A 13,425-nucleotide genomic window follows, 5' to 3' on the forward strand; every position below is an offset into this window, starting at 1 on the left:
GCGTATTAGCGGGCCAGTTGGTCCAGCTTGTCCTTGACGTCTTTCCACTCTTCCGCGTCGGGCAGGGCGGGCTTGGTCTTGGTGATCGACGGCCAGAAGCGCGACAGGTCGGCGTTGATCTTGATGAATTGCTGCTGGTCCGACGGCACGTCCTCTTCCGCGTAGATCGCGTTGACCGGGCATTCCGCCACGCACACGGCGCAGTCGATGCACTCGTCCGGATCAATGGCGAGGAAGTTCGGGCCTTCCCGGAAACAATCTACCGGGCATACATCCACGCAATCGGTATAGCGACAACGGATGCACGATTCGGTGACAACGTGGGTCATAACAGTCCTTAATCAGTGGAAGCGGCGGCGTGTTGGGTACGGGGGAGCTCGCCGGACGCGGCAAAGCACTGTATTTTAGGGCAATTCCGCATTTACGACAAATCAGGCTTATACACAATACACATAAGCAAATGTTCTTCTCACGCGCAAAATTGCCGAATATTTAACGGCTCGCGCGTAGATGTTCGATCAGGGCCTGCCAGCCGGCCGCATCGGCGCCGCCTTCCGGCAAGCTCACCGTGCGGCAGCGGCGGCCATCGTCGGCCGTGATTTCCCAGCGCACCAGGTCGGCGCCCACCGGACAGGAAGGCAGGGCGCCGAAGAAGTCGAGGCGCTCGAGCAGGGACTCGATCGCCCGGCCGTCGCGGTGGCAGCCGGTGTCGAGCTCGAAGCGTTCCGTGCGGCCGGCAAAGCCGCCGCTGGCGCGGGCCGTGATCTTCATCTCCAGCTTGCGGGAATGGTGGCGGCTTCGGCGGCGGCGCTTTCTTCGCCGGCCGGGCCGAAGCGGCCATGCTCGGCGCACCAGCGCGCCAGCGCCTGTGCTTCGGAGTCCAGGATGCGTTCGACATCGTAGTACTCGGCCAGGTTCATGGTGCCGCAGCAGGCGCGCCGGTCCTGTTTGGCGCCGGGGGCATCCTGCACGCAGGGCGCCAGGCGCAGCCCGGCCGGATGCGGGGCGGCGAGCATGGCGGCCGGCACCTCGACCACCTCGCGCTGGGCGAAGCGGTTGCGGATGAAGGTGGTGTACTCGGCCGGCTTGCCGTCTTCGAGGCTCAGGCGCAGCATTTCGTTGGCGACGTCGACATAGCTGGCGGCGGTGTCGGGCGCGGCGATCAGCGCGCGCAGCAGCAGGCCGCGCAGCCAGGCGGCGACCCGGTGCAGCACGCTGGCGCAATCCTCGAATTCCGGATTGCGCTCGAAGGCGAAGATGTCGGCCAGGATGTCATAGATGGCGCCGGTGAAGACCTGGGAAATGGCGTGGACTTCGGTGCCGGCCTCGCTCAGGGTCAGGTCGTTGTCGGCGTTGCGCAGGCCGTTGGTGCTGCCCAGGGCCAGGCCGAACTGCTCGGCGATGTCGGACAGGAAGGTTTTATCGTGCAGATGGGCCTTGGTCTGGGCCACCACCGCCTCGCACTGGTCGAGCTGGGACAGGGCCAGGAAGATCGCGGTCAGGTCGCCGAAGGATTCGTGCAGGCCGCCGGTCTGCGGCGGATTGTCGGCCATCAGCCATTGCGGCTTGAGGCCGTCCAGCACCGCGTGGCCGGTCTCGTGGGAGACGATGTCGAAGGAGCGGCAGGTATGGATACGCGCGGTCTCGCCGGGCGGGATGAAGTCGCCGAACTTCAGGCAGCACTGGGTCCGGCTGTAATAGGCGTTCATCACGTTCGGCAGGCCGTAGGGATGGACCTGCAGCGGCGAGGTGTCGACGCTGCTGTTCCACTGCCAGGGCAGGGGCATGGCGGCGCCTGCGGTGGACAGCGCGCGCTGGTACATGGTGAGGGTCTGGCGCACCACCGCATAAGTGTGGACGGCATCGAATTGCGGCGTGTCCGGCATGGTGACGAAGTCGCCGAAGGCATTCGGCTCGACCGCCGGGATGTCCGCATCGCCGGCGATGGCGATGCGGGCGTCGCGCGGGCCGGCCAGCACCACGCCCGGCAGGTAGACCTTGCGGGTGCCGATCTCGGCCACCGACGGGTCCTGCTTCCACATCAGCACCCGCGCGCCGAAGGCATAGGGCAGGGGCAGGTCGTTATTCGGGGTGTCCTCGCCATCGCCGGCCAGGCCCGGGCCCGCCAGCGGACGCGGCCGGCCGGGCTGGTCGAGCAGCTGGGCGGCCTTGCGGTGCTGGCGATAGGGGGCGGCCGGCATCGGTACGTAGCCGATCGGGGGCTGGGCGGATTCGGGCAGGCTGGCTTCTGTTGACATGGTCATTTCTCCGGTGGAGCAGGCTGCGACAGGCAGGCCACAAGGGAAATGGTCGCCCGTCATCCGAATCGGACATTGATTTGAGTCAACTAGCCAATGCGCGGCTCAACTGGCATCATGGCAGGCTCTGTGGTTTTCGATTCAGGAAGGATTGCCAGGATGGCGGATATCAGCATTACCCAACAGCACCAGCTCAGCCAGGACGCGGCGCGCGCGGCGGCCCAGAAAGTGGCGGACAAGCTGGCAGGGGACTATGGCCTGCAGTGCAGGTGGGATGGCGACGTGCTGCGTTTCGAGCGCAGCGGCGTGGAGGGCACGCTCGCGCTGGGCGAGCGTCAGGCGGCCCTGCGTATCAAGCTGGGCATGCTGATGGGCGCTTTCCGCTCCACCATCGAGGCGAAGGTGGCGGAAAGCATGCGCAAGACCTTTGCCTGAAACGCCGGATCAGGCGTCCTTCAGGTCTTCGATCAGGTCGACGTACTGTTGCATGGCGTCTTCCTGCGACGTGCCTTTCAGCGCCGCCCAGGCATCGTACTTGGCGCGGCCGACCATGTCGGTGAAGCCCGGGCGTTCGCCGGTGGCGTCGCCGCTCGAACCCTGCTTGTACAGGGCGTAGATCTTCAGCAGGGTCATGTTGTCCGGACGCTCGGGCAGGTTCTTCGAATCGGCCTGGGCCTGGGCGAACTGTTCTTGCAAACTCATGGTGACTCCTTGAATAAAATGGCAATACTTCGGCCATCTTAGCGCATGGTGCGCGGGATCACTCTTGAGTTGGATGTATTTTAGAGGGCGGCCTCGGTGGCGTGGGCTCGGTGAGCCCACCCTACGTGGATCCGAATTGTCGACAGCCGATGAATTACAGGCCCAGCAGCTCGACGTCGAAGATCAGCGTCGCATTCGGCGGAATCACGCCGCCGGCGCCGCGGGCGCCATAGCCCAGTGCTGCCGGGATGATCAGGCGGCGCGCGCCGCCGACCTTCATGCCCTGCACGCCTTCGTCCCAGCCCTTGATCACGTGGCCGGCGCCCAGCGGGAACTGGAACGGGTCGTTGCGGTCTTTGCTGGAATCGAACTTGGCGCCCTGGCTGCCGTCGTCGTTCTGCAGCCAGCCGGTGTAGTGCACGGTCACGTACTGGCCGGCCTTGGCTTCCGGACCGTCGCCGACGACGGTGTCTTCGTATTGCAGGCCGGAATTTGTGGTGGTGATGGGCATGGGATTGTCCTTTTGTTCAGGGTGAAATGGCGATTGTAGTGCATGGCGTGTCAAGCTGCCATCGGCGCGCTGTTGACGTCTTTTCACTATGTTGCGACAGCGCGCCGAATTCCGCACTAAACCTGTCAACCACCCCTTGAGCAAACGCGTTTCCTCGTAGAATAGTAACTTTCCACCCTCCGGGCACCACGTCCTCCCATGCTGCGTCGTTTTCGTAAGCTTTTCCTCTCCGGTATTTGTCTGTTGGGCGCCGTGCATGCCGCGCAGGCCAACGTCGTCGTCGTCCTGAATTCGCGTGACGCCACGGTCCAGTTGATCGACCAGGCGACCGGCGCCGACAACGGCACTTTCGCGGTCGGCAAGGAGCCGCACCACCTGATGGCCACGCCGGACAACAAGTCCGTGATCGTCGCCAGTTCGGTCGGCAACGAGCTGATCTTCCTGGACCCGATCACCGGCAAGATCCAGCAGCGCCTGACCGACGTGCTCGACCCCTACCAGATCGGCTTCTCGCCGGACCAGAAATGGTTCGTCTCGACCGCGCTGCGCCTCGACCGCGTCGACATCTACCAGTACCTGAACGGCAAGCTGATCCTGAGCCGCCGCGTGCCGATGCCGCGCATGCCCAGCCACATCGCCTTCGACGCCGCCAGCACCACCGCCTTCATCACCCGCCAAGGCAGCGACCAGGTCAGCGCGATCGACCTGAAGACCGGCGTCATCAAGTGGACCCTCGCGGTCGGCAAGCTGCCGGCCGGCATCACCATGACCCCGGACGACAAATACCTGCTGGTCGGGATCATGGGCAGCGACTACGTCGAAGTGATCGACTGGCGCACCGCCAAGAGCGTCAAGCGCATCAAGACCGGCAACGGCGCCCACAACTTCCGCGCCGTCGGCGACAAGCGCCACGTGTTCGTCTCGAACCGCGTGCAGAATTCGATCAGCATCATCGACCAGGTCACGCTGGAGAACGTCGGCATGATCCCGGTGCCGGGCGGCCCCGACTGCATGGAGCTCTCAAGCGACGGCAAGACCCTGTGGGTCACCCAGCGCTGGATCAAGAAGGTGGCCGTGGTCGACGTCGCCAGCCGCAAGGTGATCAAGATGATCCCGGTGGGGCGCTCGCCGCACGGCGTATTCTTCGCCAATTCGGCGCCGAGGATGTGATGTCCGGGCGGCCAAGGTCTCGATGGACCCCGGCCGCCGCGGCGCTGCTGCTGGCGGCCACCATCTTCCCGAGCCTGCAAGCGTCCGCCGCGGATGCTTGCAAGGGCACGATCTATCTCACCTTCGACACCGGCAGCCAGTCCCAGGCCGAGCTGATCGCCGATACCCTGCGCCGTCACCACATCAAGGCCACCTTCTTCCTGGCCAACGAGAAGACGGTGCGCGGCGACTGGTCGCTCGACCCGTCCTGGGCCGCGTTCTGGAAGGCGCGGGTGGCGGAAGGGCACGCCTTCGGTTCCCACACCTTCGACCACGTCTACTGGAAGCGCGACGAGGCCGGCGGGCGCATCGCGGTCAAGCCGCAGTTCGGCGCCCAGGCCGGCAAGCTGGCCGACTGGACCCCGCAGCAGTATTGCGACGAACTGAACCGCGTCGACACCCGCTTCCACGAACTGACCGGCCACCACATCGACCCGATCTTCCGCGCGCCCGGCGGGCATACCTCGCCGAACCTGCTGGCGGCCGCGAACAGCTGCGGCTACAGCCACGTGGGCTGGGCCAAGGCCGGCTTTTCCGGCGACGAGACGCCGAGCGAGGCCTACCCGAACGCAGTGCTGCTCAAGCGCGCCCTCGGGGCTTTGCGCGACGGCGACATCTTCATGGCCCACATGGGCATCTGGTCGCGCAAGGACCCGTGGGCGCCGGCCAACCTGGAGCCGCTGATTGCCGGGCTCGAGCAGAAAGGCTACTGTTTCGCTACACTGCGAGAGCATCCGGATTACCTAAAGCGATTTAAAAAATGATTCAGCATTTCCTCGACTGGTTCGCATTCCTGCAGGGCTGGCTGTTCGAGTCCGTGGTCGAGCCCGTCCTGTTCTACACCGGCATGGGCGAGTACGCCGAGGACGCCTTCGAGGGCGTCGAGTGGTTCCTGGCCGGCGCCTGCGAGGTGGCGGCCCTGTGGCTGGTGCTGCGCCCGCTGGAAGCCCTCATGCCGGCGCAGAAGATGAGCGACCGCTACGCGCGCTGGAACGACTTCGTCTACACCCTGATCCACCGCCTCGGCTTTTTCACGATGGCGGTATTCTTCACCCTCGATCCGATCATGGACCAGGTGGCCGGCGCGCTGCGCATGGACGGCGTGCATCCCTTCAACCTGGAGTCGCTGGTGACCGGCATGAGCCCGCTGGCCAGCTTCCTGATCTACCTGGTGGTGATCGACTTCTTCGACTACTGGTTCCACCGCGGCCAGCATAAATTCCGCTGGTGGTGGGCCCTGCACAGCCTGCATCACAGCCAGCAGAACATGAACCTGTGGAGCGACGACCGGAATCACCTGCTGGACGACCTGCTGCGCGACGTCTACCTGGCCGTCATCGCGCTGGCGATCGGCGTGGCGCCTTCGCAGTACGTGCTGCTGGTATCGGTGTCGCGGGCGCTGCAGTCGCTGCAGCATGCGAATGTGCGCATCCACTTCGGCTGGCTGGGCGAGCGCCTGCTGGTGTCGCCGCGCTTCCACCGCACCCACCACGCGGTCGGCATCGGCCACGAATCGAAGGGCCGCGAACTGGGCGGCTGCAATTTCGGCGTGCTGCTGCCGGTCTGGGATTTGCTGTTCAGGACCGCCAACTTCGCGCCGGGCTGGTACGGCACCGGCGTGCGCGACCAGTTCGAGCGCACCGCGGCGGACGGCAGCGTCAAGCCGGCGCGCGACTACGGGCGCGGTTTCTGGCGCCAGCAGTGGCTGGGCCTGGTGCGCCTGGCGGATGCCATCGGGCGCCGCCCGAGAGGCACGGCTTAAATGGTCCGTCCGATCGCCATCGCCTACGGCCGCGCGCTGCGTTCGCAGTTTTCCGGCCGTATGCTGCTGCTGTCGGTGGTGCCGCTGCTGCTGTCGCTGGCGCTGTGGGGCAGCCTGCTGTACGCCGGCATGCAGCCGCTCTACGACTGGCTGCAGGACACCTTCAGGGAATATGGACTGTTCGAGACCAGCGGCAGCATCCTGGCCACCCTGGGCCTCGGCTTCCTCAAGACCATGGTGGTGCCGCTGGTGGCGATGCTGGCGCTGCTGCCGCTGATGATCATCACCTCGCTGCTGTTCATCGGCGTGGGCGCGATGCCGGCCATTGCGCGCCACGTCAGCCGGGTGCAGTTTCCCGAGCTGGAGCGCAGGGAGGGCGGCAGCTTCCTCGGCAGCCTGGCGGTCAACCTGACCGGCATCGTGGTGTTCGCGCTGCTGTGGGTCGTGACCTTGCCGCTGTATGCGCTGGCGCCGGTGGCGCTGATGGTGCAGGCGGTACTGTGGGGCTGGCTGACGGCGCGCGTGATGAGCTACGACGCGCTGTCCATCCACGCCAGCCTGGAAGAGCGCCGCATCATCGTCGCTACGCGGCGCCGCCAGCTGCTCCTGATCGGCACCATCTCCGGCCTGCTGGGCGCGCTGCCCGGCGTGGCCTGGGTCGGCGGCGCGCTGTTCTCGGTGGTGCTGTTCCCGGTGCTGGCGGTGCTGTCGATCTGGCTCTACCTGATCATCTTCATCTTCACCGGACTGTGGTTCCAGTACTACTGCCTGCAGGCGCTGGCCGACCTGCGGGCCGGCCAGGACACCCTCAAGGCACCAGGGTAAGCAGCAATACCCGTCCCTCGCTGCCGTTCTTCAAATTCACGGTCACGATCACGCGGCCCTGCGGATCCTCGCTCACCGAACTCACTTCCGCGAACGCGGTGTCGCCCGCCGCGCGCGCATAGCCCGGCAGCAGCGAGGAGATGTCGGTCCAGCTGCTACCGCCGTCGGCCGACCATGCGAGGTAGGGCAGGGCCCTGGCCTTGTCGAAGCCACCCGCCACCATCGTGTCGGGTTTGCCCGACAGCGCCAGGAAGTAACGGATATACGGGTAGCCCGTGTTCCCCGACAGCGGTTGCTGGATCACGAACCTGAAGGACTGGCCGCCGTCGTCGCTGCGCAGCAGGCCGCCCTCGACGCCGGCGAACACGCGCTGGCTGTTCGCCACCTGCTGGATGAACTGCACGTTGCGGTTCTCCAGCGTCGGCAGCGATACCGGCAGCTCGTCCTTCGAAGCCGGCATGCCGTCGGCGCCGAGCTTGTAGGCGCGGATGTAGGCGAAGTCGAGCGGGCATTCGCCGCCCACCAGCAGGCGGTCGCCCAACACCTCGAACGCCTGGTGGGTGCAGATCATCGAATCGAACTGGCCCAGCGCCACGCGCCAGCTGGCGGCGGCATCGGTGGAGACGAACAGGTTCTGGCCGGCGCCGGCGTTGGAATAGAGGCGCTTGTTGAACAGCTTCAGCTCGTTCATCGCCAGCGGCGCGCACCAGCCGCCGATGCAGTTCTCGAGCGGCAGGTCGCGCGCCGCGAAGCTGCCGGAAGCGTCGAGCGTGCACAGGCCGTGTTCGCCGGCCTGGCCCTGCTGGCGTTCGTGGGCGCTCTGGAACAGCCACAGGTTCGATCCGAGGGCGCGCAGCGCCGGCGTGCGCGCGGTTTCCGCGTTGTCCGATTTGGCCAGTGCGCAGGCGCCGAGCGGCACCTCGGTCCAGCGCGAACTCGCCTGCAGAGGCAGGGGCGTCTTCATGACGGCGCTGCCGCCGGTGGTGGAATTCGACATCGACACCCAGGCCGCGCCGTCCTTGTAGACGAGGTTGCCGAGGCCGCGCGTCGACGTGGCCAATACCTCGATGCGGGTGCCTGCGGGCGTGGTGCCGCCGGCATCCGGCGGCAGGCCGGCACTGGCGGAACCGCCGCCGCAGCCGGCGACGAGGAGAAGGGCGGCCGCGGCGGCGATGGCCGGGCCCGGACGTGTCTGGATCATGGATCTTCCTTGCGCACTCGAAAAGGTAGGGCGATTCTAGGACCGGACGGCGCGCCGATCTTGCGCAGGTTTGTCGGGAGATTGTCGGGAAATGTATCGGTACGCAGCGGCGCGCGACGGTTTCGCCGTTCGTGGCACACTGGAAGCAAGGACATCATGGGAGCGAGTGGCGATGGCATTCGGCCTGATCATCATCGGCGACGAAATCCTGTCCGGCAAACGCAGCGACAAGCACCTGCCCAAGGTGATCGAACTGCTGGCCGAACGCGGGCTGCAGCTGGCATGGGCCGAGATCGTCGGCGACGAGCCGGCGCGCATCACCGCGCTGCTGGAACGCAGCTTCGCGGGAGGCGACATCGTGTTCTCCTGCGGCGGCATCGGCGCCACGCCCGACGACCATACGCGCCAGTGCGCGGCGGCGGCGCTCGGGGTGCCGCTGGTGCTGCATCCGGAAGGGAAGCTGCTGGTGCAGGAGAGGATTCGCGACACGGCGCGCGAAGCCGGCATCGACGCCGACCTCGACGCGCCCGAGAACCTGCAGCGCCTCAAGATGGCCGAATTCCCGCAAGGCGCGGAACTCATCCCGAACCCCTACAACCGCATTCCCGGCTTCAGCGTGGCGTCCCACGCCGGCGCCCCGCATCATTTCGTGCCGGGCTTTCCGGTCATGGCCTGGCCGATGATCGCCTGGGTGCTCGATACCCAATACCGCGACCTGTTCCACCGCGAAGACCGCGCCGAGCGCGCGCTGCTGGTGTTCGAGCAGGCCGAAGCCGTGCTGACCCCGCTGATGGAGCGCATCGAGGCCGCCTATGCGGGCGTGCGCGTGTTCAGCCTGCCCAGCGTCGGCGATGCGCAGACGCGCCGCCATATCGAACTCGGCGTCAAAGGCGGTGCTGCCCAGGTCGGCGCCGCCTTCGCGGAAATGCGTGCGGAACTCGATCGCATGAAGGCCGACTACCGGCTGTCAACCTAGCCCTTCGCTTGGCCGTTGCAAGGCTGGTACGCTCGTGCAAACTGAGCCGTTGTTTTTTTGCGAAAATACACGGACGGCGTCAAAAATCTGCATGAGTGGTTCCTGATTGTCACATTGATGTGGTGGAATGATGTCTGTGGGCAGTGCGATCTGGAGTGAGGTCGCGCCCGACTTTGTGAAATTCTCGGCACCTGGATCACTCGCACCGACCAGCATCATTGGGCGTGCCGGTAGACGGGAATTGCAGGTAGTAGATTCAACCGGTTAAGCCATTATGGAAAGTATTCGCCGTCAAGGACGGCCCCGCATCTCCACCCGCATGCTGCGCCGCCTCCGCAGGCTCGTGCTGCCGGGCCAACCCGAACTCGCAGGCCTGCCCGTCATGGCCGCCGTGCAGGAAGTCCCGCTGCGCGGCTCCGATACGCGCCTGGAACCCGCCCTCGATCCCGCCTTCGAACCGGCACCGGTCCCGGCCCCCGCCGACTCCGGCCAGGGCACGGAACCGCCGCCGGCGCCGCCCAAGCGCCGCTGGCGCATGGTCAAGCGCACCTTCCTGGTCCTGCTGCTGATCGCGGTGGCCGGCGGCGCCGCCTTCGCCGTCTACGAAAGCCGCACCTCGGCAATGCAGGCGCGCTTCTTCGCCGGCCTGGCGAAGAAGATCAGCTACCGCGTCGAGAAGGGCCCGAGCGATGCGATCCGCTTCCCCGCGTCCAGCCCCTACGACGAGCGGCTCGGCTACTCGAACCTGCCGAACTACCTGGCCAAGCTGAAGACGCGCGACTACGTGATCGAATCGCAGGCGCGCATGTCGCCGAAGATGGTCGAGCTGGCCGACATGGGCCTGTTCGCGACCTATCACGAGAAGACCCGCGCCGGCCTCGACATCCTCGACTACAGCGGCGAGCCGCTGTTCTCGGCGCGCTTCCCGGAACGCCTGTACGAGAAGTTCGACGCCGCCCCCTCGCTGCTGGTGCATAGCCTGCTGTACATCGAGAACCGCGAGCTGCTCGATACCACCTACCCGAAGCGCAATCCGGCGGTGGAGTGGGACCGCTTCTCGAAAGCGGTGTTCGACAAATCCCTGCACGCGGTCGGCCTGGGCGGCGGCGGACGCGTCGCCGGCGGCAGCACGCTGGCGACCCAGATCGAAAAATACCGCCATTCGCCGGAAGGCCGCACCGCCTCGCTGTCGGACAAGCTGCGCCAGATGGCGTCGGCCATGCTGCGCTCCTACCAGGACGGCGAAGACACCAGCGCGACCCGGCGCCGCATCGTGCTCGAGTACCTGAACACGGTGCCGCTGTCGGCCAAGCTGGGCTATGGTGAAGTGAACGGCATCGGCGACGGCATGTGGGTCTGGTACGGCCGCGACTTCGCCGACGTCAACCGCGTCCTGTCCAGCAACCAGGTCACGCCTGACTTCGCGCTGGTGTACAAGGAAGCGTTGTCGCTGATGATCGCGCAGCGCCGTCCGGCCTACTACTTGGGCGCCGGCGAGAAGGATCTCGAACAGCTCACCAACAGCCACCTGCGGGTGCTGGCCCAGGCCGGCGTGATCTCGCCGCAGCTGCGCGACGCCGCGCTGGGCGTGGTCCTGCATCCGGCCCTCGGCTCCGGCGTGGCGCCGCCGCCGGCCAATACCTTCGTCACCCGCAAGGCCGCCAACGCGGTGCGCAACCACCTGGCCAACCTGCTGGGCGACTCGCGCCTGTACAACCTCGACCGCCTCGACCTGTCGGTGGTGACGACCCTGAATTCGGAAGCGCAGAAGGCGGTCACCGCGGCATTGCGCCGCCTGACCGACAACGAAGCGGCGGCCGCCGCCGGCCTGACCGGCAAGGGCATGCTCGGCAACGGCGATCCGTCGAAGGTCGTGTACAGCTTCACGCTGATGGAGCGCGGCGACAAGGTCAACTACCTGCGCGTCCAGACCGACAACTACGACCAGCCGCTCGACATCAACGAGGGCGCCAAGCTGGATCTCGGCTCGACCGCCAAGCTGCGCACCCTGACCACCTACCTCGACATCGTCGACCAGCTGCACCAGCGCTACGAGCCGATGTCGAAGGCCGAGCTGGCCAAGGTCAAGGTCGACCCGAAGGACAGGCTGAGCCAGTGGGCGGTCGACTACTTCCTGGCGCTGCCGCCGGGCGCCGACCGGACACTCCCGCCGATGCTGGGCGCGGCGATGGAGCGCAAGTATTCGGGCAATCCGGGCGAAGCCTTCTTCACCGGCGGCGGCGTCCACATCTTCGGCAACTTCAGCAAGCTGGACGACAGCCGCATCCTCACCGTCCAGCAGGCGCTGCAGAACTCGACCAACCTGGTGTTCGTGCGCCTGATGCGCGACGTGGTGCGCTACTACATGTTCCAGCTGCCGGGCTCCTCGGCCCAGCTGCTGGCCGACGCCGACGATCCGCGCCGCGCCGAATACCTGTCGCGCTTCGCCGACCGCGAAGGCAAGGACTTCCTGGCGCGCTTCTGGAACAAGTACCGCGGCATGGAATGGCCCGAGATCGAAACCGCGCTGATGCAGGGGGTGCGCCCGGCGGCCTCGAAAATCGCCGCGGTCCACCGCACCATCATGCCGGACGCCTCGCTGGCCGAGTTCAGCAAGTTCGTCCATGCCTACCTGCCCGATGCGAGGGAGGTGGACGAAGAGCGCATCGCCAAGATGTACGACCAGTACTCGGTGGCGAACATGTCGCTGGCCGACCGCGGCTACGTGGCCTCGGTCCACCCGCTCGAGCTGTGGCTGGCCGGCTACCTGCGTACCCATCCGAAGGCGGGCTGGGACGAGGTCACCAAGGCTTCGGTGAAGGAGCGCCAGGAAGTCTATTCCTGGCTGTTCAAGACCCACCGCAAGCATGCCCAGGACAAGCGCATCGCCGGCCTGATCGAAATCGAGGCATTCCTGAAGATCCACGCGCAGTGGAAGAAGATGGGCTATCCCTTCGATTCCCTGGTGCCGTCCTATGCGACCACCCTGGGCGCCTCGGCCGACCGTCCGATCGCGCTGGCCGAACTGATGGGCATCATCATCAACGGCGGCGTGCGCAAGCCGACCGAGCGCATCGACTCGCTGCACTTCGCCAAGGACACGCCTTACGAGACCATGGTCAAGCGCAGCCAGGACGTCAAGGGCGAGCAGGTGCTGAATCCCGCGGTGGCGCGCGCGGTGGCCAACGCCATCCGCGGCGTGGTGCAGGAAGGTACGGCCAAGCGCGTCAAGCAGGCCTTCTACAAGCAGGACGGCAGCGTGATCGCACTGGGCGGCAAGACCGGCACCGGCGACCAGCGCTTCGACGTCTACGGCGCCGGCCACCGCCTGATCGAATCGCGCTACGTGAACCGTTCGGCGACCTTCGTGTTCAACATCGGCGAGCGCTTCTTCGGCAGCATGACGGCCTATGTGCACGGTCCGGAATCGGCCCACTACGACTTCACCAGCGCGCTGCCGGTGCAGCTGCTGGTGACCCTGGCGCCGAGCCTGATGCCGATGATCGAGAAGCAGGATACGGTGACGGTACCGGGCCTGCACGTGACGCCGGCCAAGCCGCCGGCGCCGACGCCGACCCAGCTCACCGACGACGTCGCCACCGTGAAGCCGGCGCCCGACAGCGCCCAGGCGGAAGAGATCGAGGCGCCGGCCAAGCCTGCGAAGGCGGCTGCCGCGCAAGCCGAGGTGGTGAAACCGGCCAAGCCGTCCAAGCCGGCCGACGCCGCCGCGCCGGTGCATCCGAAGTCCGAGGCCGCCGATACGCCGCATCACAAGCCGGCCGTACCGAAGCCGGCCGGCGAAAGCGTCCACGCAAAACCGGCGGGCGGGGACGAGCACCCGAAAGCGGTGGACGCCCTGCGCGCCAAGGCGCCGCCCAAGCCGGCCAAGCCGCGCGCCGAGCCTTCGGAACAGCCGAAGGCAGAGCCGGCGCCGCGCCAGAAGCCGGCGGCGGTGGAGGAAGTGCTGCATTGAGCGGGACC

The 13,425-nt window shown here is 66.5% G+C and carries 13 protein-coding genes; 7 read left to right on the forward strand and 6 right to left on the reverse strand.

What is annotated here, in order from left to right:
* Window positions 1-5: 5 nt before the first annotated feature.
* The 3 genes from fdxA to AC1DOQ_RS01630 form a co-directional block, all read right to left on the reverse strand.
* Window positions 6-329, reverse strand: coding sequence for a ferredoxin FdxA (fdxA, locus tag AC1DOQ_RS01620; RefSeq protein ID WP_430894621.1), 324 nt, complete (start codon window positions 327-329; stop codon window positions 6-8).
* A 163-nt stretch (window positions 330-492) separates the two neighbouring features.
* Entirely contained in the window at window positions 493-771 is a 279-nt protein-coding gene (locus tag AC1DOQ_RS01625; RefSeq protein ID WP_477359597.1) for a protealysin inhibitor emfourin, read from the reverse strand.
* A complete protein-coding gene (locus AC1DOQ_RS01630; protein WP_477359600.1) occupies window positions 768-2,258 on the reverse strand; it encodes a hypothetical protein in 1,491 nt (496 codons plus the stop codon). Before AC1DOQ_RS01630 ends, AC1DOQ_RS01625 begins: the two co-directional genes overlap by 4 nt.
* Window positions 2,259-2,417: 159 nt before the next feature.
* Between AC1DOQ_RS01630 and AC1DOQ_RS01635 the strand changes: the two genes are divergently transcribed.
* Complete coding sequence (locus AC1DOQ_RS01635) at window positions 2,418-2,693, forward strand: polyhydroxyalkanoic acid system family protein (protein ID WP_477359603.1); 276 nt, start codon at window positions 2,418-2,420, stop codon at window positions 2,691-2,693.
* A gap of 9 nt (window positions 2,694-2,702) precedes the next feature.
* Here AC1DOQ_RS01635 and AC1DOQ_RS01640 read toward each other — a convergent pair whose 3' ends face one another.
* On the reverse strand, window positions 2,703-2,960 hold the full coding sequence (locus AC1DOQ_RS01640; protein WP_477359605.1) for an acyl-CoA-binding protein: 258 nt from the start codon (window positions 2,958-2,960) through the stop codon (window positions 2,703-2,705).
* A 154-nt stretch (window positions 2,961-3,114) separates the two neighbouring features.
* Window positions 3,115-3,471 carry an FKBP-type peptidyl-prolyl cis-trans isomerase gene (locus AC1DOQ_RS01645; RefSeq protein WP_442122673.1) on the reverse strand — a complete coding sequence of 119 codons (357 nt, stop codon included), beginning with the start codon at window positions 3,469-3,471 and terminating at the stop codon, window positions 3,115-3,117.
* Window positions 3,472-3,669: 198 nt separating this feature from the next.
* Here AC1DOQ_RS01645 and AC1DOQ_RS01650 point away from each other — a divergent pair, with 198 nt between their 5' ends.
* From AC1DOQ_RS01650 to AC1DOQ_RS01665, 4 genes are read left to right on the forward strand one after another with little or no spacing between them, the layout of a single operon-like run.
* The gene (locus AC1DOQ_RS01650; RefSeq protein WP_477359608.1) at window positions 3,670-4,641 is read left to right on the forward strand and encodes a YncE family protein; all 972 of its coding nucleotides are present in this window, start codon (window positions 3,670-3,672) and stop codon (window positions 4,639-4,641) included.
* Window positions 4,641-5,444 (forward strand): polysaccharide deacetylase family protein, encoded by an 804-nt coding sequence (locus AC1DOQ_RS01655; RefSeq protein WP_477359611.1) that lies wholly within the window; start codon window positions 4,641-4,643, stop codon window positions 5,442-5,444. Before AC1DOQ_RS01650 ends, AC1DOQ_RS01655 begins: the two co-directional genes overlap by 1 nt.
* Window positions 5,441-6,442, forward strand: a complete 1,002-nt coding sequence (locus AC1DOQ_RS01660) for a sterol desaturase family protein (protein WP_477359614.1) — start codon at window positions 5,441-5,443, stop codon at window positions 6,440-6,442. The genes AC1DOQ_RS01655 and AC1DOQ_RS01660 overlap by 4 nt, the downstream gene beginning before the upstream one ends.
* Window positions 6,443-7,267: an EI24 domain-containing protein gene (locus AC1DOQ_RS01665; RefSeq protein ID WP_477359617.1), complete on the forward strand. Its 825-nt coding sequence runs from the start codon at window positions 6,443-6,445 to the stop codon at window positions 7,265-7,267.
* Here AC1DOQ_RS01665 and AC1DOQ_RS01670 read toward each other — a convergent pair.
* Window positions 7,251-8,468 (reverse strand): WD40/YVTN/BNR-like repeat-containing protein, encoded by a 1,218-nt coding sequence (locus AC1DOQ_RS01670; RefSeq protein WP_477359620.1) that lies wholly within the window; start codon window positions 8,466-8,468, stop codon window positions 7,251-7,253. The genes AC1DOQ_RS01665 and AC1DOQ_RS01670 overlap by 17 nt on opposite strands.
* A 172-nt stretch (window positions 8,469-8,640) precedes the next feature.
* Between AC1DOQ_RS01670 and AC1DOQ_RS01675 the strand changes: the two genes are divergently transcribed.
* Window positions 8,641-9,444 carry a competence/damage-inducible protein A gene (locus AC1DOQ_RS01675; RefSeq protein WP_477359623.1) on the forward strand — a complete coding sequence of 268 codons (804 nt, stop codon included), beginning with the start codon at window positions 8,641-8,643 and terminating at the stop codon, window positions 9,442-9,444.
* 535 nt (window positions 9,445-9,979) lie between these two features.
* Window positions 9,980-13,417, forward strand: a complete 3,438-nt coding sequence (locus AC1DOQ_RS01680) for a transglycosylase domain-containing protein (RefSeq protein ID WP_477359824.1) — start codon at window positions 9,980-9,982, stop codon at window positions 13,415-13,417.
* Window positions 13,418-13,425 lie beyond the last annotated feature (8 nt).

The sequence above is a fragment of the Massilia sp. 01N417 genome (assembly GCF_056399645.1).